This is a genomic window from Sphingobium sp. AP50, assembly GCF_900109095.1.
Taxonomy (GTDB): Bacteria; Pseudomonadota; Alphaproteobacteria; order Sphingomonadales; family Sphingomonadaceae; genus Sphingobium.
The window spans coordinates 31316-50034 of record NZ_FNYZ01000028.1; the positions used below are offsets into that span (position 1 = coordinate 31316).

An 18719-nucleotide genomic window follows, 5' to 3' on the forward strand; every position below is an offset into this window, starting at 1 on the left:
TCCATCCGCTTATCTCAATCACCCTGATTTTACGCCCGGTTTTCCTGCTCGATCGTCTCAACTGGACGTCTCGTCCACTTGCCTCGCTTGGTGTCGATACAGACCATCGGGCCTACGCTTCTACATATCGTCGGCGGTTCATCCGGGGGGAGGGAACTCGCATTGTCTTTCGAGCATGGAGATGCTCGCCGGCCATGGTCAAGGAGGCGCGGTGCCCCCAATTTCGACGCCGCTCTCACTATGCTTCGCTCCGTTCCGGCGACGACGAAATCGGCTCCCCCACGCCCCGCCCGGCGGCGGCTGCGCCGTCCCTGACAATGACCGGCGATCACTCCCCCGATGCTCCATCAATCATGAGATGGAGTAGCAGTTATGAACGTGCAGATTGACATTCGACGCCTTGCTCGGGTCGAAGCGGACTATCTGAAAGCGACGCGCCGCATTGCCCGGTTCGAGGTTTTGACAGACATGATCGACTGGTCTGCGATGACGATCGAAGCTTGCCGCAATAAGCGCATGATGGAGAGCAAGCTGGACGATGACGCGCTTTGGCTTGCGGTGGAGTTGGACTATCTTTGCTCGGTTGCCTCCTGCCATGTCCGGCCTGATCCGTGATTGAGGCGCGGGCAGACCTCCAACAGGTGTCGATTTGGCCTTTCCATGGCCATTTTCGTGGCGCGTTTTCGCCGTGGCGTAGAGGGGGTGAACCCCTCATGCCGCGGCGAGATATGGCGAGGCCATATCCTTCCGCCCGCCGGGCGGAGCCAATCCCTGCAGGATCGGCGACCCGGCCCGATGGACCGGGAAAGCAGAGCCGGCACTGCGGAGCCGGCAAGCCATTTGCTTGGTGCCCTCCTAAGCAGTCGGGCAGCACACCCCATGCACCTGGTGGTTCAATAAAAGCCAATAAAACAGACGTAATTTTTGTGTGTTCGGTGTCAGACATTGTAGGACGGGGTATTTGGTTCGCAAATATTGGACTGTAATACTCGATTTTCTGCGCATACATTGTCTGACGACTTGCGATGCGTTCGGAATTACGCTATCCAAAGCCAACTTTCGTAATCCCCGCCAGCCTCCCTGCTAGGAGGTTGAGTGGATGACAATCAAGCAACGGCGTTTCACGGTTCGCCTCGAACAGGATCAGTGGGAGCGCCTGGAGCAGCAATCCCGGAACCGAGGATTGCCCGCCGCCGATCTAATTCGAGCGGCGGTAGACCTGCTCCTATCCGGCAATTCCATGAAGGATATGAGCCGGCTGCGCCTCGCGCGGATCGGCGAGTTTCAGCACCTTGCTCTGGACGTGATCCTTCGGGAGCAATTCCCCCAATATCGCGAACGGATCGTCGCGGAAACAGACAAGCGCGTGGAGCTCTACCATGGCGCGTAACGACATCCGCAGCAACGGTCAGAACATACCGCTCAGCCACCACTCCGCGCGTGGCAAGGTGCAGCGTAATTCGGGCAATTTCACGCGCGGCAGCCAGCTCCTTTCGCACGAAATGATGATGTGGCTGTCGGGAGCGAAGATGCCCGTCATCTTCTGGTTCTTCATATTCCTGGCCTGCTGGTTCGGCATCATGTCGGTGAAGCTGGATGAGCATGGCTTTCAGCTCATCTGCATGAAAATCTATTCCGGGCTTTGGAACTGGGTCGATCTCGATCCGATGAAGAGGGTCAACGTCACCCTGCCGAGCGGCGATATCATCCGCACCATCATGTCGGCAGTTCCCTATATTCCCGATGTGATCCGCGCCTGGGACGTGGCTATACGCGGACTGATCGGGTCGTTTCTGCTGTCGGTATTCATTACCATTCCTGCTGCCATCTGGTTCGTCGATATTTCCAAGCGCCGGGGCAAGTCGATCCTCCAGGAAAGGCATGAGCGCGGCGCCATGCTGGTCGATGTTGCCTTGCTGCGATCCGAGATCATCGAACATAACCGTATCAAGTTCGAGGAGGATGTCGCACTACTATGCCCTGGCATGACGCCTGCGGAGGTTCTTCGGCTTCCCTTTGCCGCGCAAAAGGGAAGGGGCATCCATCATCCCTATAGCCTGGGGGGCATCCCTTTTCCGCATCGGCTTGAACAATCGCACGCCATGCTGATCGGCACCACCGGCTCAGGCAAGACGACGGAGCTGCGCAGTCTGGTCGCGCAGATGCGAGAGCGGCACGACAGCGCGGTCATATTCGACCTGACCGGCGCCTATGTAGCGTCCTTCTACGATCCCGCGCGCGATACGATCCTCAATCCCATGGACGAGCGCTGCCCGGCCTGGTCGATCTTCAATGACTGCTCCTCCCATAGCGAATTTACCTCTGCCGCAGCTGCTCTCATTCCCTCCGATGGCGGATCGTCCGAACCCTTCTGGGCGCTTGCTGCACGCACGTTGTTCATCGAGATGTGCATGCGCCTGATCGAGCGCGGTCAGGCCACCAATCTCGCACTGTCGGAAAATTTGATGACGGCCGATCTGGCGCACGTTCACCGTTATCTTTCCAACACCATTGCAGACCCGCTGACCGCGCCAGAGGCGGCGCGCATGGCGGAATCCATTCGCGCGGTTTTCAACACGAACGCGCAGGTGCTTCGGTTCCTCCCCGAAGAAGGCGAACCCTTTTCTATTCGGGGCTGGATCACCGGCGACAGGCAGCCTGGTTCCATCCTCTTTGTCACGTCCCACTATCTCGATCTGCCGATGAACAAGGCGCTGCTCACTTTGTGGATGGACCTTGCGATCAACAATCTCATGTCGATGCCCCGAACCCGGTCGTTGCGGACCTGGTTTATGTTCGACGAACTGGGCGCGCTGCACCGCATCCCGGCGATCGAGAATGGTCTCCAGACCGCCCGCGCCTTTGGCGGTGCAATGATCCTGGGGCTGCATAGTTTCGAGAAGCTGGTGGAAGTTTATGGAGAGCATGGTGCGAAGAATCTGGCCTCGCTCGCGCGGTCGAAGCTGATCCTCGCTACCTCCGATCTCGACACCGCCGAACAATGCACGCGCTATATCGGCAACCGCGAGGTCCGCCAGATGGATGAGGCCTATAGCTATGGTTACAACAACACACGCGACGCATCGACGCTGACTCCGCGCAAGCAGACCGAACCGCTGGTGATCGCGGACGACATCACCAACCTTCCCTCGCTCCATGCCTTCGTCAAATTTCCCGATGGATTTCCCGCGGCCCGCCTCGTCCTCCAATATCGTGATTACCCGTCAGTGGCGCAGGGCTTTGTGCGCCGGGAGAATATCCGGCCGCTCCGGTCAAACCGAGGGGAGGGCGCTTTTCAGGAGGAGCAGAACGGAGAAGCCGGAGGTCGTGACGGTGCGGCTCAGGTGATCGAGAATGTGACCGATCCGACCATCGCGAGCGGCGCGCTCGATCAGGACCGGCCCCCATCGACGCATGATGAGCGGCAGGCCGAGGATGGCAGCAGGACGGACCGCGTCAGCGACATGCTGGCCGGCAATGCAACACGGTCGCGGAGTATTGAGAGCGGCGGCAGTTCAGCGGAAAATGAGCAGCGGCGATCGTCGCAGGAGCGCGGTCCATCCGAGCGTGCCGAGGGCAAGGCCGGATCTGCCGATCTGCAAGTGGAGGATCAGACGCTCATAGAGCTGCGACACGATCTCTCAGCCGGTCTCGACACCGACGATTTCGGGATCTGATCGATGCTTTCCATTGCGCCTGTTCGCTCCGCCGCCGGCGCGGCCAATTATTTCGCGAAGGACAATTATTATACCGTCGAGGGTTCATCCGAAGTGAGCATCTGGGCAGGCGAGGGCGCACAGGAACTCGGTCTTACCGGTCAGGTCACAAAGGACGCCTTTGAACGAACGCTCAATGGCATTCTTCCCGACGGCACCGGGGTTGCCCAGGTCGAAAACCGCCAATCGGGCACCGATCTTACTTTCTCGATGCCCAAGTCGGCCTCGATCATGGCCTATGTCGCCGGCGACCGACGCATTCTGGCAGCCAATATGAGCGCGGTGCAGTCCACCATGAAATGGGTAGAGAGGAACCTCGCCGAGGGTCGCCGGGACATCGATGGCAGGAAGGTCCCGATCAGGACCGGCAACCTTGTATATGCCCTGTTCGAGCATGACACCAGCCGCGCGCTGGACCCGCAGGGTCATATCCATGCGGTCGTCGCCAACCTGACCCGGATGCCGAATGGGACATGGCAGGCTCTTCACAATCGAGCCATTTGGAAAGCCAATAGCGTCATTGGTGCCATCTATCATGCCGCCCTGCGCAATGAGTTGGAGAAGCTGGGCTATGTGATCGACATGAAGGGTAAGCATGGCGCATTCGAAGTTGCCGGTGTGCCAAAGAACATCATCGATGCCTTCAGCCAGCGTCGGGAGACGATCCTGGGGAGGGCGGCCGAGTTGGGCATCGTGTCACATTCGGGGCGCGATTCTATTACGATCCGCACGCGCAATCCTAAGCTCAATGTCGAGGATCGTATCGCGCTAGGGAGAGGCTGGAAGGAGAAGGCAGCGGGCCTGGGATTTACCGGCCAGGATCTGCTGTCGATGGCGCAGACGCGCAGCACTCAGGAACGAGCGCAGGGAGTACTTCACCGCGGCTACCATGGCATCAAGGAGGTAATTGTCACCACTCTCGACAAGCTGTCCGGCATCCTTGGCCCGGATGACCCTCTGGTCGATCGTGGTCTGGCCCGAATGATGGTGGCACCATCGGCTGCTCGCGCGCAGTTCGCCGTCGCATCGGCGGTCCGGATTCATGCCGAGCGCGAGGCTGCTTTCAAGATCATCGACCTTGCCAAGACCGCGCTGGACCTTGGGCTGAAAGGAGTCACGATCGATCATGTCGACAGGCGCCTAGCGACGCTGACACAGCGCGGTATGCTCATTCCCGGTGTCGGACGCGAAAGTGATGGGACCATCTCCATGGTCACGACCAAAGAGGCGCTGGCGACCGAGGAGAAGATTCTTGGGTTGGTAGAAGCAGGGAGGGGGGCATCAATCCCGATCGTCGCGGCCGTTGAAGCGTCTGCACGGCTTCAGGGGGCCTCCGATCATGAGCTCAACGCCGGGCAGCTTGGAGCTGCTAGGCTGGTCGTCTCCTCCACGGACAGGACGGTGATCGTCCAAGGCATCGCAGGTGCGGGGAAATCCACCATGCTCTCCGCAGTGGCACGTGTCGCCGAGGCGGAAGGGCGTGACGTTCTAGGCCTCGCCTTCCAAAACAAAATGGTGGCTGACATGGCGGAAGGGGCGGGCATCAGAAGCCAGACCATTGCTTCCTTCGTCCTTGCCCATCAACGGTTCATCACCGAGCAGAGTGGCCCACGCTTTGACGAGGTCCGTGTCGGCCTCGCAAACACGATGATCGTCGTCGATGAAACCTCCATGGTGTCGTCGCGGGATATGCTAAAGCTCCACCAGATCGCTGATGTGCTCGCAATCGAAAAGCTGGTCCTTGTCGGCGACCGCCAGCAATTATCTTCGATCGATGCCGGCAAGGCGTTTGCCATGATCCAGGCCGGTGGCGGGACGATGGCGCGCATGGACCAGAATATCCGCCAACGTACGACCCTGCTTCGAACCGTTGCGTCGCTCGCAAATGTGGGGAAGTCGGGCCTCGCCATTCGTCTTCTGCGAGACAATGTCATTGAATCGGAGAGCCCCGCTCAAGATGCTGCGGACCGCTGGCTTGGCCTGTCACCGCAAGAGCGGGAGCGCACTGCGGTCTTCGCGTCGGGCCGCGAAGCGCGTGCGGCGATCAACGAGCGGATACAGGAGGGCCTTGGCGCAGAGGGCACATTGCGCGGCGCGGCCATCAGCCTCACCGTCTATGAGCGCGTCAACCTTACCCGTGAGGAATTGCGCTATGCGAAAAATTACGCCGCCGGCCAGACGTTAGAGGTCGGTCGGGGCGGCGCCCAGGATGTTGGGCTGAAGGCTGGCCGCTACGATGTCGTTGCCGTGCGTAGCAATGGGAAGGTCGATCTGCGCAACGGCCGCCAGCGCCCCCAACTCAATCCGCGCAAGCTATCCCCCACTGAAATTCGCGATCGGCTTCAGCTCTCCCAAAAGAAGGAGATCCAGATCCGGCAGGGTGAGAGTATCCGCTGGACCGCCAATGATAAGCCACGGGACCTGCACAACGCTGCCCTTGCGACTGTCGTGGCGGTCGACGGGAGCGGAATAACAATCGAGACGGCAGGGCAGCAAAGGCTTACCCTTGGTCTTTCCGACCCTATGCTGTCTCGGCTCGACCTTGCCTATAGCCTCAACATGCACATGGCGCAGGGCATCACGACAGACAAAGCCATCACTGTCATGGCCAGCTACGAAGCGAACCTCTCCAATCAGCGCTTGTTCAACGTCGGCGTAACGCGCGTTCGCGATCAGTTGACCTTGATCGTGGATGATAAAGCGAAGCTGGTAGCGCAACTCGCCCGCAATCCGGGCAACAAGACCTCGGCGCTCGAAACCGTCGGTCGGCTCGACATCGACGGCATGACAGGCGGGATGGAGCGCTCAGTACCGGGAGGAGGTCTGGGACTTAGCGATGTGGCGCCCCTATCGAGGCGAGACCAGCGTTTAAATCCCGGCGGTGCCAACAGCCATGACCCGACCGCCACCGATAGGGAGGGCCGCACGCGCACGGATCGCGCTGAAATCCTGCCGGCGCTGCCGGAGCGGAGCCTCGGCCTGGATCTGTAAGGAGGCACATGGTGAATTACCTGAATGTTCTGTCTATCATCGTTTTCGGTATATCGACAATTGTCCTGCTGAAGGTTGGGTCAGTGCTGCTCGGTCTTGGCGGGCGAAATGCCGCAGACACCCCGATTGCGAAGTCGTTCATGACGGCTCGCGAAGAGGCGATGCTAGAGACGTTGGAACATCTGCTGCCGGCGCACCGGATCCATGCGCAGGTCGCAATGGGCGCCTTGCTCAAACCTTCTGCCCGAGTTGATCGCCGAAGACGTCATGCGGCCCGGAATGTGTTTTCGCAGAAAATTGTCGACTTCGTGGTGCAGGATCGGACCACTGGCAGGGTGATTGCGCTGATCGAGGTCGATGATCGAAGCCACAAGGCTGTCCGCGACGACAGACGGGACGCTATGACAGCTAGGGCAGGTTATCACACTGTCCGCATTCCGGCGTCGGCGAGTGCCAGCCTCGCGGATGTCATGCCTTTTTTGGTGTCGCTGCGGGAATAGGGCGGGGGGCGGTCCGCTCGAATATGCCGACATGAGTGTGGCCGCGAAAATTAGTAAATCGCGATCATATTCCGCCGGGCCGACGGTATCAGCGATCGGTACCAACCGGCGACCATCTTGACCGGGCTATTCTTGCCGTCGGCGACCGCGTGATTACCATGGAGGATTTTCAGGACGAAAGGACGGGCCAGATCCTGCGCAAGGATATCGTCATCGGATCCGTCCACCGGGGAGCAGCGCGAGATGGACTGCCGCCACAAGGCCGGGAGAGTTGAATCGTGCGCGGAGGCATTGCTTAGTCTTATGTCGAACGCGGCATATCGCGCCTGTTTGAATTTTATCTTACTTTATCATATATGAGGCATTAAAAGTTATTAGATGTCATATATGGACAATTGAGATGAGCTCGCTCAAGTCAAAATCCGCACTTGCAAGGCTTGGCCAGGATATCCGTGCGGCACGGCTGCGCCGCAATATGGCGCGTGCCGACCTCGCAGTGCGCACGGGCACCTCTGCCAGTACGATCGGGAGACTGGAAAGCGGTGATCCGGGAGTGGGCATCGGCATGCTTGCCGATGTTCTCGTCGCACTGGGGCTGATCGATCGTCTCGCAGATCTTGTAGATGTTCGTCACGACGAACTCGGTCTCGCGATGGCTGCGGAGAAGCTGCCGCAGCGCGGCCGCACCTTTGCCGCGACTGTGCGCCGTCAACAAAGGAAAAGCGAAAAGCAGTCTGCGTCCAGAGGCCTCGACGTTAATCCTGACGGCGTCGCCTTCTGATGGCCGACTGGTATGCGAGGGTCTAATGTGAAGGATGCCCTTACCTTGGCAGAAGGCACGGGAATTTGAATGACCGGCTTCTCGCCCCGGTGATGAGCCAACTTGACAGCAATGCGCCAATCCAAGCCGTTAGACAGCGATATGGCCGCGCCCAGAACCGGACATTCGGATTTCGACTGGGTCGGGGGACTTTGCAGTCGTTCGCGGTGCATCAGGCGAACGAGGCTCGCCTTTATTGACGTTACCGCAGACATTGCGCTCTGATCGCGAGAGAAGCGCCATCACCATCATGGAGTTTTTTGTGAAGCAGATGACGATATCAATGCTGAAGCCAGAAATCGGTGCGGATCCCGGTTACGAATCTTTCTTCCGCAACTACTCGATGTTGATGTCGACGAACATCGTCAGCCACTATCTAATAGACCAAGCGTCGGAGCTTGAGATAGCGGAACTGCTGATGGAGACTGTGAGCTCAGCAGAAAATGATTATAATAGAACTAAAATCTTGCACGCCGCGATCGGATTCTCCCTAAATTCTGCGCAGATCGGCGAAGAGCGTGGACTCGACCTGGCCGATATCAGTCAGTTGATTGCAGCTGGCAACGTGACGGCGAAGGAGATACTTCTCACCTTCATCAACTGCAACGAGTTTATCCTGATTTTCGCGATGTTCGAAGATACCATTAAGAGAATTTTGGTCGAAGCAGGCAGCATATCGGCCGACGCCGGCCTCCGGGAACCAAAAATTATGATCGAGATCAAGAAGTATCTCGAGAATAGCAGCGCCCTACGCTACTTCATGATACAAATTTCGGCAAGAACTATTTGTATGAATTTCACCGATGTTGAGGCGATGTGGAGATACTTCGTCGCTTTCCGTCACCTCTACGTTCACAGCGGAGGACGGCCGACCCCAAGCTGGCTTCCAAAGTTCGAGAAGGCTCAGGCTGACCTTCTGAAGCGACTACGGAAACCCGACCTAGCGAGTCTAGGGGTCGCCGAGACGCTGATGAGCTTCGTCCCGGAGGAGCGCCGCCTGTTCATGGTGCCGGACACTTTCGCCAACATATTTCGCAACTTCGTGGTCGCAATAATGGAGGCACTCTACCTCAGCAGACGAGAGATCAAGGCCTGAGCCTAGCCTCGACCTGCGGTTTCGAGTGGATTCTTGGGGAGAGATCAATATGGCGTGCTCATGAGCATCTCAACTGCACCCAAGTTCGAAAAGAAGCACCACCATGTCGTACCAAAGCTCTGGCAAAAGCGCTTTGCAGATCCGGAGGAAGATGGCCCCTATTATCTGAACTTGATGACTGGGCAGAAGCTTCCTGCTCAGGGTCCAGGCGACAAGATGTCGGAAGAATACGCTAACATTGTATTTGACGAACATTTTCGACCGAGCGACGAACTGGAGGATAGGTTTTCGAAGATCGAAGGCTTAGTCGCGACTGGACTCGATCGCCTGATCAAGACGGGAGCCATGGATCGGGATGCACGCGTTGATATCGCAATGCTCATGGCCGTTCAGGCTTGTCGGTATCCTGACCACTTTGTCACCCGGCTCGACCTAGCGAAAATTCTCGCAATCGCTCTCAATGATTATCGTTCATGTCCCAACGAACATGCGCTCAACCAAGCTCTGCAAGCGACGGGGGTGCTGCCTGGCGCTCAATTAACCGCTTCGGAGTTCACTTTGTTGACTAGCGTGACAGGAGCGCAGCTGGAAAAGGAAACGGCCGATGTCCTAGAGCTGCACGGTTATGAAGTCCATTTCAATCCAAGCTTGATCCTAGCAGCAGCGCAACCGATCGCATGCCATCTTTTGGGCCTCGAATGGACCTTGCTCCGGTCGCAGACACCGTCCTTCATTCTTTCCGACCGTCCGGTCCCCGACCAGATAGGCTACGACTTCTCAATAGGGCTCAGCGCCCATTATGGCCTCACGCTCAGCTACCCCAAGCAGCCTGTGACTGACGGCACCATCCACGCCAGTCCAGCATCTGCTTTGCAGATAACGGCGATCAACAATGAAGTTCGGTCACGAGCAAAGAAATGGGTCTGCGGCCCCACCTCGGCAGTTCACAAAATGATTTGAGCAACGGTTCAGTAAATGAACGCCCGGATTCCGGCCAGCTCCGACCCAGACATTCCGCTATCGGCCCGGAGCGGCATTAGCTCGGCAATGCCTACCCACGCTCAGGTGCCCGGAAGAATGGGTAGCTGACCGTCTTCTGCGACGTGGCGTAGAGAGTTGACGCTCAAATACCAACCCGGCAGCAGGCCAGGGCGCTACTTCTTCAGCTTGCTCGGACTTGAGTTCGCTATGGAAAAAACGATCATAGCCGCGAAGAGCAAAACCGTACCGAAGATAGAAGCGGCAGTTTGCCGAAGCAGAGCAAATGGCTGCGCTGCTGAGTGAAGACAAGGCGGTAGCCGAATTGCGCAAGGCGCATCAATGTCCAGCTCAAAGAAGACAACAAATTTGCAAAGTATAGACTCGCTTTCACGCGCGTCCCCAAGCATGATCGGGTGACCTGGCAATTGCTGGGCATTGCGGTCGTTTGGGGTACGAGGCGATGGCGTGTCGGGAGGTAACATGAGGCGAGCGCAGCGCGGGAGCGTTCGAGCAAACAACGGCGGTGGTAGTCGCTCCTTATCCTGGAATACCGCCCCTTGGACACCGATGCCAGGCAACGCGGCGGCTGCGATGACAAGGTCTCGTCGGCCCGCACAGATTCGGATCGCGCCGTGAAGGCGCGCGTCGCCCTCGCCATCAAGAGCGCGGCGCTCCCCGCGCTGGCCTGGCTCGCACTCGCCATCGCGGCACCTCCGCAATATCGCCTCGTCATCGAGGATGCGCTGGCGCGCGGCTGGCCAGTCGTCTGGGCCACGGCGGCACTGCTTGTGGGCGCGCTGGCAACCTGCTCCATGTTCTGGCAACGCGGCATCCTTTCGCTCTGGACGGCGTTCGCCGCGGTCAGCCCGCTCGCCATCGCAACCGTGTGCTGCTGGATCCTGGGCGGCTTCGCGATCAGCCTTGTGCCTGCGATCCTGCTTGCGCCGGGAATACCGATAGCCGTGATGCTGTCACGTCGTGGGACCTGGATGCCGACACCCCCATCGCGAGCCTGGCTGGTCGACGCCGTCGCGGTGGGAGCTCTTTTCGCACTGTTTTTGGGCTTCGCAATCGCCTCGGCGGCTGATCCGGTCGTCATTCCGCGGACCGTGGGCGGCCTGGCGATCCTGGCGGTGTTCTTGGCCTGTCTCGGGGTGATCCTTTGCGCTGCAGTCTTCCACCCTCGCATCGGGGCGATCGTGGGGGCATGGTGGCTGTTGGCCGCTTTCATCCTGGCGCCGAACGACCACTCGATCCGAACCCAGCCAGCGGTCGCAGAGACCGTGGGTGTCGAGCAGGCGCTGCGCCAATGGCTTTCCCAACGCCGCGACCTCGACGCCTATCGGCAGGCGCACATGCCCTATCCGGTAATCTTCGTCTCTTCCGAAGGCGGCGGCATCTATGCAGCCGCCCATGCCCACGCGGTGCTGTCGACGCTGGCGGCACGCTGCCCGACCTTTTCGCAGCATGTTCTGGTGGCAGTCGGCGTCTCAGGCGGCGCGGTCGGCAACGCCCTGTTCCATGCCGCAGCTGATCCCGCGCAGAAGCCGGCCGCGCCCTGCGTGCCAGGAAACACCCGGCTCGACCAGACCGCGCTCACCGCCGACCATCTCTCCCCGGTTCTGGCTCGCATGCTGCTGCTCGAAACGCTCGACAGCTTCCTGCCCGGGCGATGGATCTCCCGCGACCGGGGCGGCGTGCTGGTCGATTCCTTTCGTGCGTCGATGGCCAACGGCCGCAGTCTCGACACGCTGGTTGGGCAGAGCTTCGATCCGGCCTCAGCGCGGCCAGCGGTGGCAGCCGTGACGACCAATATGGCGACCGGAGGACGGCTCGTGCTCTCACCGATCGTGGCGGAATCCTCAAGCGCCGAATGGTTTCCGCAGATGCTGCCAGGCGGACGCGATATCGATATCCTTGAAGCGGCTGGCATGTCCGCGCGCTTCCCCTGGGTAACGCCGACCGCCCATCTCCAGGTGGCGGACGACAGCGCCCGCATCCTCGCTGACGGCGGCTATTTCGAGAATAGCGGCGCCGACACCGTGCTCGACCTCATCCACGGGCTGCGCATGGCAGAGGCCTGGGAGCTCAATGATGAAAAGCAGGAAAACGTGCCTGCGGAGCCAGTCTGCCGCATTCATGTCGCCCGGAACATCCATACCTCGGCTGACTGGAAGGGCTGCTCGATTCACATCTTTCCCATCCATCTCGCGATCACTACGACCGGCACCCAGAGCGAGGATGGTCACCCACGCGCGGTCGCCCAATCCTTTCTGCTCGATCCGCTCATGACCTTGATCTCGACGCGATCGGCGCGTGGCCGGCTTGCGCTACTACGCGCGCAGGAAGATCAATGCGGAACCTCTGGCGCGGTCTGCGTGGAGAACCCGGACGCAACCAGCGGCTTCTTCATGAGCCAGATATCACCGGTCGAACTCGACCTGCCGCTCGGATGGTTCATTCGCCAGCGCGAGGCCTCAGCGATCGCCAGCGGAGCCATACCCTCGGAGGTCTTCGGCTACCGAGCGACGAGCGAAGCGGTCGCCTCTGACCTCGGCCATCTCATCCTGCATCTGGACCATGCTTTGTGGATGCCAGGTGCCAATCCAGACATCTACGACTATCGCGGGCAGCCGTGATTGCTTTCTATCCGCGTTGGCATCCGCTCAATAGCGGATGCCCAGTGACACCTTCCACTGGTCGGTTTCCTTGAGCGTCTCATCGTCGCGGCCCCGCTCATAGGAATAGCGCAGGGTGATGTGATCGGTGCTCTCGACCGAATAGTTGAGGCCCGCCTCGAACCAGGTGACTTTGCGCGGTCCCGACAACCGGAACAGGTGCTTGTAGCTCACGTCGGCGCTCAGTGCCGACAGGATCGGCGCATCGACAAGCGACCAGATATTGCCGGTCAGATTGGCGCCCGCGCGCAGATAGTCGCCATTCTCGACAAGCTCGGCGCTGGTGCCAGCCTTGAAGACATGGCCGCCTTGGATGATGGTCTGAAGTCCCAGACCCACGGCGATCGGCCCGACGCGCCGCGAGCGCTCGAACGGTATGGCATCGAGGCTTTGCAAGAAGCCGGGTGTCCAGTTGATGCGGATTGATGCCTGGCGGCTGTCGGCAAAGTCGTCGGCCGTGAATAGCGGCGTGGCTGAGATCACGTCATAGCTGTTGAGCGTCGCGCCGTAGACGAGGCCAAATCCCCATTGCGAGATACTGTTCTTGGCGTCGGCCGAGACGACACCGTCCTTGTCCTTCACCCGGCGCCGCGCGAAATGCACGAACGGGATGATCTGCTGGGTCGACTTGGAGGCAAGATCAATGCCGACGACCGAAACGATATTGAACGTGCGCGTATCAGCGATTTTGTCGTCGACGTAGGAGATTTCTGCCTGCGGCACTTTGGCGAGCTTGTCGGGCGTACCGCGGGCGAGACTGAGCCCATCGACGGTCTGTGTGACGCGCAGCTTACTTTCGAGGTCGAACGGCTTCTCGCCCGGACCACCGGCGATCGCTGGAGTCGGCGTCGGCGTGTCAACCGTGCAGCGCAGCGTCGCAAACCGCTCCTGGCTGTCGAGGAGTTGTGCATGCTGCGCGTAGCTCTCGTCGGCGAGCCACGGCCAGTCACGTACCTCCAGCGCTGAGGGCTTTCGCACAGGAATGGTCGATAGGCCTTCGCTGCCAAGGAAGGCCAGGAGATTGTCGCGAGCGGCATCGAGGGCGTCCTGGTCGCCCTTGCTGCATCTGGCTTTTCCCGACGTGGCGCAGAAGGTGGGGTCGAGAATGGCCTCGACCTTCTCACGCATGGTCTCCGTGCCGTCGCCGTTGATGTCCATCGCACCGGCCTTGGGCGCGCCGCTGGCATTGAGCGCGGCGTTGACGAGCTGGATCGACCTGACCCGCCCTTCGGCGCACAGCTTGGCAAGGTCGATCGCCTCGGCGCGCGCGGTTTCGGCGAGCGTCAGGGCAAACAGGAGCGAGGCGGACCACAACCCGCAGTGCCGGCCCGGCCTCATCGAAACGGCCGCATGATGGTGATGTGGTCGAAGAGAAGGCGCGTACTCTTCGTCAGAACCGCGCTTAGCACGGCCGCGATCTCGGTCGCGTCGATCGGCGAGCAGGTATAGCCCGCGGCCGTCAGGATGTCCTGGGCATCGTCGAGTGTCGCATGCCAGGCCGGCCCGCTGCTCCCGAAGCCATCGGGGCGCCCCGCGCCGGGCTTAATCTTGGTCCAATCAGTTCCGGACACCCGGTCGCCGAACCGTTTGAGAATGGCCGCAGCCAGAGCGGCGCGACATTCTTCCCATGCCGTAGATGCTGCAACCAAGGTCATCCCATGCCCCCACCGGCGTAACCAAGTTTGGAAAGTTTGGCATGAGTAACTTTATTTGAAAACAGATTTTTCGATATTCATCCTCTATATTGGAGGTAAATTGGTACTAAGTCTTTGGTGCATAATGCGCGAGCGCAAGCGCCGACGTAAGCTGGCCCTACTTCTATGATCCAGCCCGAAACTTGGCTGCGAACTCGGATGTCGAAGTTAAGATGCCTTTCGTGCTCACCGCCTCGTTCCAGTATCTCTCGAGCCAAAGCCACTTCGCACGAACCGAAGGCGGATGGTCTACCCTATAGCACTGCGATGCAATCTGCTCCGCCAGGTATATAGCGTTGCGGTCTAGAACGACTTTGCCGATCTCGGGTTCGGGGGTGTAAATCTCGTAACTGTAGAGCGTATGGAGCATTGTGGTCAGGTCATAAGTATCGGTTCGCATCAGTGCTTCGAGACCAAAGTCGTTGTGCCAGCTTGCAACCTCGTCCTTGAGTGTCTGATCGATCGAGATTCGGGGCGGGCCACCGGATGTGTCCTTGCCGTAGGCTCGTAACAGACCAGGACCGAAGAGCACGTCGTCGGTGTGGATGAGATTGCCCACTGCGATCCCGCCACGGAGGAGTACCGTCTGGTTAAGCAAGTTGCCCGCCAAGATCGTCGAGCCATGCATCACCAGGTTAACGCCATAGGGTTCTACAGGTGCAGAGATGACGATGCAGTCGCTAAACTGGGTGAGCCGAAGGCTGTGCGCCTCGTTTGGGGCGAGTGTACTGCGAAGAGTCTCAAGCACGCCTTCGATAGCGGTTCTCAATTTCGGATCGTCTGCCATTTCGACCAGCCTTGAAAACCCCAAGATATCGAGAAATGCGACAACCCGGCGCTGATAGTCCCCCACGTGCGGTTCCCCATCTATCTGAACGGACATTTGCTGCATTCACAATGCCGAAAGTGCAAGAACATCATCGAACCGAGGTGTGGAAGAGCATCGGTGCTGGCCGGTCTGCAAGATGGTAAGAAACCCGATCAATAATGACGGGTTATCCACGCAGCGCCTAAGTGTCTGATTCAAAATTGCGGGCGTGGCGATCAGGGCCTTGCGATGCGGCGAGCATATAGTTGGATGGATGCGATAAAGAGCCAGGCCGTGGCGGACGCGATGGTTTCCTCGAAGTCCTTTGCCAGACGCCGGTTGCGGCTCAGCCATGCGAGCGTTCTTTCGACGACCCATCGTCGCGGCAAGACCTCGAAGCCCTTGGCAGTATCGGACCGTTTGATGATTTCGACGGTCCACTTTCCGATCCGGCGCAGGGCCTCCTTGAGCTTGTTTCCGGCATAGCCGCCGTCTGCAAACACGTGACGCAGCCAGGGGAAGCGCCTGACGATTTCTCCAAGGACCAACGGTGCCCCGTCCCGGTCCTGAATGTCGGCGGCGTGCACAACGGCATGGACAAGATTTCCATCGGTGTCGGTCAGGATGTGCCGTTTGCGTCCTTTGATCTTCTTCCCTGCATCGTAACCGCACAGGCCACCGCTTTCGGTCGTCTTGACCGACTGGCTGTCGATCACGCCAGCGCTGGGAGAAGCCTCTCGGCCATCAGCTTCTCGGGCCATCATCAACAAGGTGTGGTTTATCGTCAGCCACAGCCCGTTGTCTCGCCACAAGTAGAACCAATGCCGCACGCTCGACACCGGCGGAAAGCAAGGCGGCAGCATCCGCCATGGCAGGCCTCCGCGCAGCAGGTACAGAATTGCCTCGACGATGCGTCGTAATGGCCATTTGCGGGGCCGTCCGACACGAGACGCAGGGGGAAGCAATGGCTCCAGCAGCGCCCACTCGGCATCCGTCAAATCGCTTGGCAAAGCTAGCCCTCTTCGCGCATGAAGGGCGCGAGTGGTATCGGTCCACATCGTTGTATCCATGGTAGTTTTTGGCGAAACCCATGAATCAATGACAGGCCAAAGCGTCAAGCTAACCTGCTGATACCAATCAACTTATTTTCTGATCGGGCTCTAAGGTCGGGTAAACGGCAAGTCGCCGAATACCCAGTGAAAACGAGGTTCAGGAGAATGGACGAAGACCCAATTGACATGTTTAAGCGCCCAATCGCCGAAAACGCGGTCGGTCGGGCGGGCGGCACTAAGAATTTAAGGGCTCGGCGCGCGGTAAATATAACCGCCGCAAGCAATCGCTCGCGCATGCGCTGCACCAGATGCAGATCGCCATTGATGATCTGACCGAGCAGAAGGGCAGATTATACAAGCGCGACGAGGTCGAGATGCTCAAGGCCGCGATCGACGAGTTGATCGAGAAGACCGGCTTGATCGCGCCCAACCAAGAACCGCCTTCACAAGAGGAACTCGACGGGTTCATGGACATGCTCACCAATGCGAAACCGTGGGTGCCCCCGTCGAGACAGCAAATGGAGTCGCTGTTCTCCGAACTCGGCCTCACTTACGTTCTCGACGAGGACGAACGCGATGCCGGGGACCAGGATGGCGCTCCAGCCACCTGATCCCCATCCCGGCGAGCAAGGATGATCGGTTTTGGGGGAACACAACAGTTGGCCGCGAACGACCGAACCTAGCCGCGATGCTGATGGACCGCTTCAACCGGCGCGAACGCCAGCTTCAATCAGTACCGGACATTCATCGGGAACGGAGTATCGTCCGGCTTTGGTCGGCAACCGACGCTGCGTGAACGGCAGCTAACCTCGCAGCCTGACTCTGAACCGGACGGTCGCTTACCGGCCAGAGCCGGTCATTCAACCTCCACCATGAATTGATTTTCTCTTCTCTCCTACGCCGGTCGCTTGACGATCTGGTGCGGGCCTTCAGATATCAATGTTGTACCAGTCATCTCCAATCGCATTGAAAGCAAATCTCGAAAATTGTATGGTTGAGTTTCCGGAGGTTAGTGCCATGTTTGACATCGATACCTATCTGACGACGCAAAACACGTCTGGCGGTCCGATCATCCGCGTGATTGATGGCCCTGTTACTCGCGATGACGGTGCAGGGGGCGATGAGAACCGCGAGTTTGCGATTTTCGACGTTATCGCACACGCGCTCGCGTTTCTACTGATTGCCGTCGTTCTCCTATACTTCTACTTCGTAAGGTAGATCAGTCCTCAGGAGGATGGGTCTGGAAGAATTTCCGGCTTGTCTCCCGGTTCACGTCACTTTGCACATCCGCAGCTGCTTCGATGCTTCCAGATCGCTGGATCTGAGCTGAAGCTTTGTCGGCCGCATAGCTTCTCTGCCCTTCTGCGATGATCGCCACCGCAGTTCCCGGATCACCCGACGCCGGCCCTTTCGGCAAGCCGTCGACACCGCCAGGATGATGGTATTTCCGCACGTCATCAAAGCTGCCCATTGCCGGATGCGGGACATCGACCATGTCGGGTTCATGAAGGCGGCCTTGCACTTCAGAACGGATCGAATCCCGCTTCTCGCCCATCCAACGGTTGATCATGCTGTCACGGACCATGCGCTGATGACCCGTCAGCTCGGTTGCCCATAACTCCGGCGCATCCAGACCGGGATTGCTTGACTGCTCCTTACGGTACCACTGCGCAAGATCCTGGCTCAGATTCTTACTCAGCTGCATTCCATGGGTTTCGGCATAGCTGGCGTCGCGGGAAAGTTGCTGGGAGAGCTCGTCCAGCCTGTCTGCCGACTCCTGATAGGAGCGGGCCCGCGAAAGCGAATCTTCCCGTCCTTGCGACGAGGAACTGTTTGTCGATGCTCGGTCAAATGACCCACCTTTTTCATATGTGCCTTCAGACGCCGAAGCGCTGCTTCCCGTCGAATGTTCGTCGCGAACGCCGCTGAAAGAATTATTGGCCTCGTCGCTGGACCGAGATTCCTTGAAGCCTTGGCTCAACTGATCGTTCTGATTGGCGCTCACGCCCGCGCGCACATCGAAGCTGCCGCCAAGCCCCCCTCGACCCTGACCAGCAAGATTACCGCCGACATTGCCTCCGACTTGTTCAATCCAATTTGTGGACCAATCACGACCCCGGCTTTCCGACTGGTTCAGGCTCGTCGAAGACCGCTGGTCGATGCCGCTCGAACTGCTGCCACTTCGGCGGGCGCTATACTCGACCGACGTGCCCGAACTGCGTCCCACGCTGGTATCCCATCCGTTTGTCCGCTCGGACGAGACACTGGACCCGCTGCGGTCGGTATGGCTAGAGCATCGAGCCTTTAATCGGACGCATATCCAGCGGCTTTGAGGAAGTTTCGGCATTCGTCTGGGGTGTAGAGGTCGCAGATATTGCCGATG

General features: G+C 59.1%; 16 protein-coding genes. 11 read left to right on the forward strand and 5 right to left on the reverse strand.

Annotated features, from left to right (window positions below):
- Positions 1 to 372 precede the first annotated feature (372 nt).
- The 9 genes from BMY84_RS26290 (at position 373) to BMY84_RS26335 (ending at position 12743) form a co-directional block, all read left to right on the forward strand.
- On the forward strand, positions 373 to 615 hold the full coding sequence (locus BMY84_RS26290) for a hypothetical protein (protein WP_093087893.1): 243 nt from the start codon (positions 373 to 375) through the stop codon (positions 613 to 615).
- Between the two features lie 484 nt (positions 616 to 1099).
- Positions 1100 to 1390: a ribbon-helix-helix domain-containing protein gene (locus BMY84_RS26295; protein ID WP_093087895.1), complete on the forward strand. Its 291-nt coding sequence runs from the start codon at positions 1100 to 1102 to the stop codon at positions 1388 to 1390.
- Positions 1380 to 3677, forward strand: coding sequence for a type IV secretion system DNA-binding domain-containing protein (locus tag BMY84_RS26300; RefSeq protein WP_093087896.1), 2298 nt, complete (start codon positions 1380 to 1382; stop codon positions 3675 to 3677). The genes BMY84_RS26295 and BMY84_RS26300 overlap by 11 nt, the downstream gene beginning before the upstream one ends.
- Positions 3678 to 3680: 3 nt before the next feature.
- A complete protein-coding gene (gene mobF, locus BMY84_RS26305; protein ID WP_093087897.1) occupies positions 3681 to 6707 on the forward strand; it encodes a MobF family relaxase in 3027 nt (1008 codons plus the stop codon).
- Positions 6708 to 6715: 8 nt separating this feature from the next.
- The gene (locus BMY84_RS26310; protein WP_093087899.1) at positions 6716 to 7207 is read left to right on the forward strand and encodes a DUF2726 domain-containing protein; all 492 of its coding nucleotides are present in this window, start codon (positions 6716 to 6718) and stop codon (positions 7205 to 7207) included.
- A gap of 400 nt (positions 7208 to 7607) precedes the next feature.
- Positions 7608 to 7988 carry a helix-turn-helix domain-containing protein gene (locus tag BMY84_RS26320; protein WP_093087902.1) on the forward strand — a complete coding sequence of 127 codons (381 nt, stop codon included), beginning with the start codon at positions 7608 to 7610 and terminating at the stop codon, positions 7986 to 7988.
- A 301-nt stretch (positions 7989 to 8289) separates the two neighbouring features.
- Positions 8290 to 9123, forward strand: coding sequence for a hypothetical protein (locus tag BMY84_RS26325; protein WP_143075174.1), 834 nt, complete (start codon positions 8290 to 8292; stop codon positions 9121 to 9123).
- Between the two features lie 60 nt (positions 9124 to 9183).
- On the forward strand, positions 9184 to 10083 hold the full coding sequence (locus BMY84_RS26330; RefSeq protein ID WP_093087905.1) for a DUF4238 domain-containing protein: 900 nt from the start codon (positions 9184 to 9186) through the stop codon (positions 10081 to 10083).
- A gap of 578 nt (positions 10084 to 10661) precedes the next feature.
- The gene (locus tag BMY84_RS26335) at positions 10662 to 12743 is read left to right on the forward strand and encodes a patatin-like phospholipase family protein (RefSeq protein ID WP_093087906.1); all 2082 of its coding nucleotides are present in this window, start codon (positions 10662 to 10664) and stop codon (positions 12741 to 12743) included.
- A gap of 27 nt (positions 12744 to 12770) precedes the next feature.
- On the opposite strand, the gene BMY84_RS26340 is transcribed toward BMY84_RS26335, so the two are convergent.
- The 4 genes from BMY84_RS26340 to BMY84_RS26355 form a co-directional block, all read right to left on the reverse strand.
- Positions 12771 to 14096, reverse strand: a complete 1326-nt coding sequence (locus tag BMY84_RS26340; protein ID WP_093087908.1) for a hypothetical protein — start codon at positions 14094 to 14096, stop codon at positions 12771 to 12773.
- Between the two features lie 20 nt (positions 14097 to 14116).
- The gene (locus BMY84_RS26345; RefSeq protein WP_093087909.1) at positions 14117 to 14437 is read right to left on the reverse strand and encodes a hypothetical protein; all 321 of its coding nucleotides are present in this window, start codon (positions 14435 to 14437) and stop codon (positions 14117 to 14119) included.
- A 163-nt stretch (positions 14438 to 14600) separates the two neighbouring features.
- Positions 14601 to 15329, reverse strand: coding sequence for a hypothetical protein (locus BMY84_RS26350; RefSeq protein WP_143075175.1), 729 nt, complete (start codon positions 15327 to 15329; stop codon positions 14601 to 14603).
- Positions 15330 to 15520: 191 nt separating this feature from the next.
- Complete coding sequence (locus BMY84_RS26355) at positions 15521 to 16342, reverse strand: IS5 family transposase (protein WP_093087912.1); 822 nt, start codon at positions 16340 to 16342, stop codon at positions 15521 to 15523.
- Between the two features lie 302 nt (positions 16343 to 16644).
- Here BMY84_RS26355 and BMY84_RS26360 point away from each other — a divergent pair, with 302 nt between their 5' ends.
- Together BMY84_RS26360 and BMY84_RS26365 are read left to right on the forward strand one after the other, a co-directional pair.
- A complete protein-coding gene (locus BMY84_RS26360) occupies positions 16645 to 16947 on the forward strand; it encodes a hypothetical protein (RefSeq protein ID WP_093087913.1) in 303 nt (100 codons plus the stop codon).
- 406 nt (positions 16948 to 17353) lie between these two features.
- Positions 17354 to 17554 (forward strand): hypothetical protein, encoded by a 201-nt coding sequence (locus BMY84_RS26365; RefSeq protein ID WP_143075176.1) that lies wholly within the window; start codon positions 17354 to 17356, stop codon positions 17552 to 17554.
- Between the two features lies 1 nt (position 17555).
- Here BMY84_RS26365 and BMY84_RS26370 read toward each other — a convergent pair whose 3' ends face one another.
- Positions 17556 to 18563 carry a hypothetical protein gene (locus BMY84_RS26370; RefSeq protein ID WP_093087915.1) on the reverse strand — a complete coding sequence of 336 codons (1008 nt, stop codon included), beginning with the start codon at positions 18561 to 18563 and terminating at the stop codon, positions 17556 to 17558.
- Positions 18564 to 18719 lie beyond the last annotated feature (156 nt).

What these genes read in the sequence shown, in the direction of transcription:
- BMY84_RS26320 (WP_093087902.1), top strand. Translation starts at nt 7,608, where the DNA reads ATGAGCTCGCTCAAGTCAAAATCCGCACTTGCAAGGCTTGGCCAGGAT.
- BMY84_RS26310 (WP_093087899.1), top strand. Translation starts at nt 6,716, where the DNA reads ATGGTGAATTACCTGAATGTTCTGTCTATCATCGTTTTCGGTATATCG.
- BMY84_RS26290 (WP_093087893.1), top strand. Translation starts at nt 373, where the DNA reads ATGAACGTGCAGATTGACATTCGACGCCTTGCTCGGGTCGAAGCGGAC.
- BMY84_RS26345 (WP_093087909.1), bottom strand. Translation starts at nt 14,437, where the DNA reads ATGACCTTGGTTGCAGCATCTACGGCATGGGAAGAATGTCGCGCCGCT.
- BMY84_RS26365 (WP_143075176.1), top strand. Translation starts at nt 17,354, where the DNA reads ATGTTTGACATCGATACCTATCTGACGACGCAAAACACGTCTGGCGGT.
- BMY84_RS26295 (WP_093087895.1), top strand. Translation starts at nt 1,100, where the DNA reads ATGACAATCAAGCAACGGCGTTTCACGGTTCGCCTCGAACAGGATCAG.
- BMY84_RS26355 (WP_093087912.1), bottom strand. Translation starts at nt 16,342, where the DNA reads ATGTGGACCGATACCACTCGCGCCCTTCATGCGCGAAGAGGGCTAGCT.
- BMY84_RS26330 (WP_093087905.1), top strand. Translation starts at nt 9,184, where the DNA reads ATGAGCATCTCAACTGCACCCAAGTTCGAAAAGAAGCACCACCATGTC.
- mobF (WP_093087897.1), top strand. Translation starts at nt 3,681, where the DNA reads ATGCTTTCCATTGCGCCTGTTCGCTCCGCCGCCGGCGCGGCCAATTAT.
- BMY84_RS26360 (WP_093087913.1), top strand. Translation starts at nt 16,645, where the DNA reads ATGCAGATCGCCATTGATGATCTGACCGAGCAGAAGGGCAGATTATAC.
- BMY84_RS26300 (WP_093087896.1), top strand. Translation starts at nt 1,380, where the DNA reads ATGGCGCGTAACGACATCCGCAGCAACGGTCAGAACATACCGCTCAGC.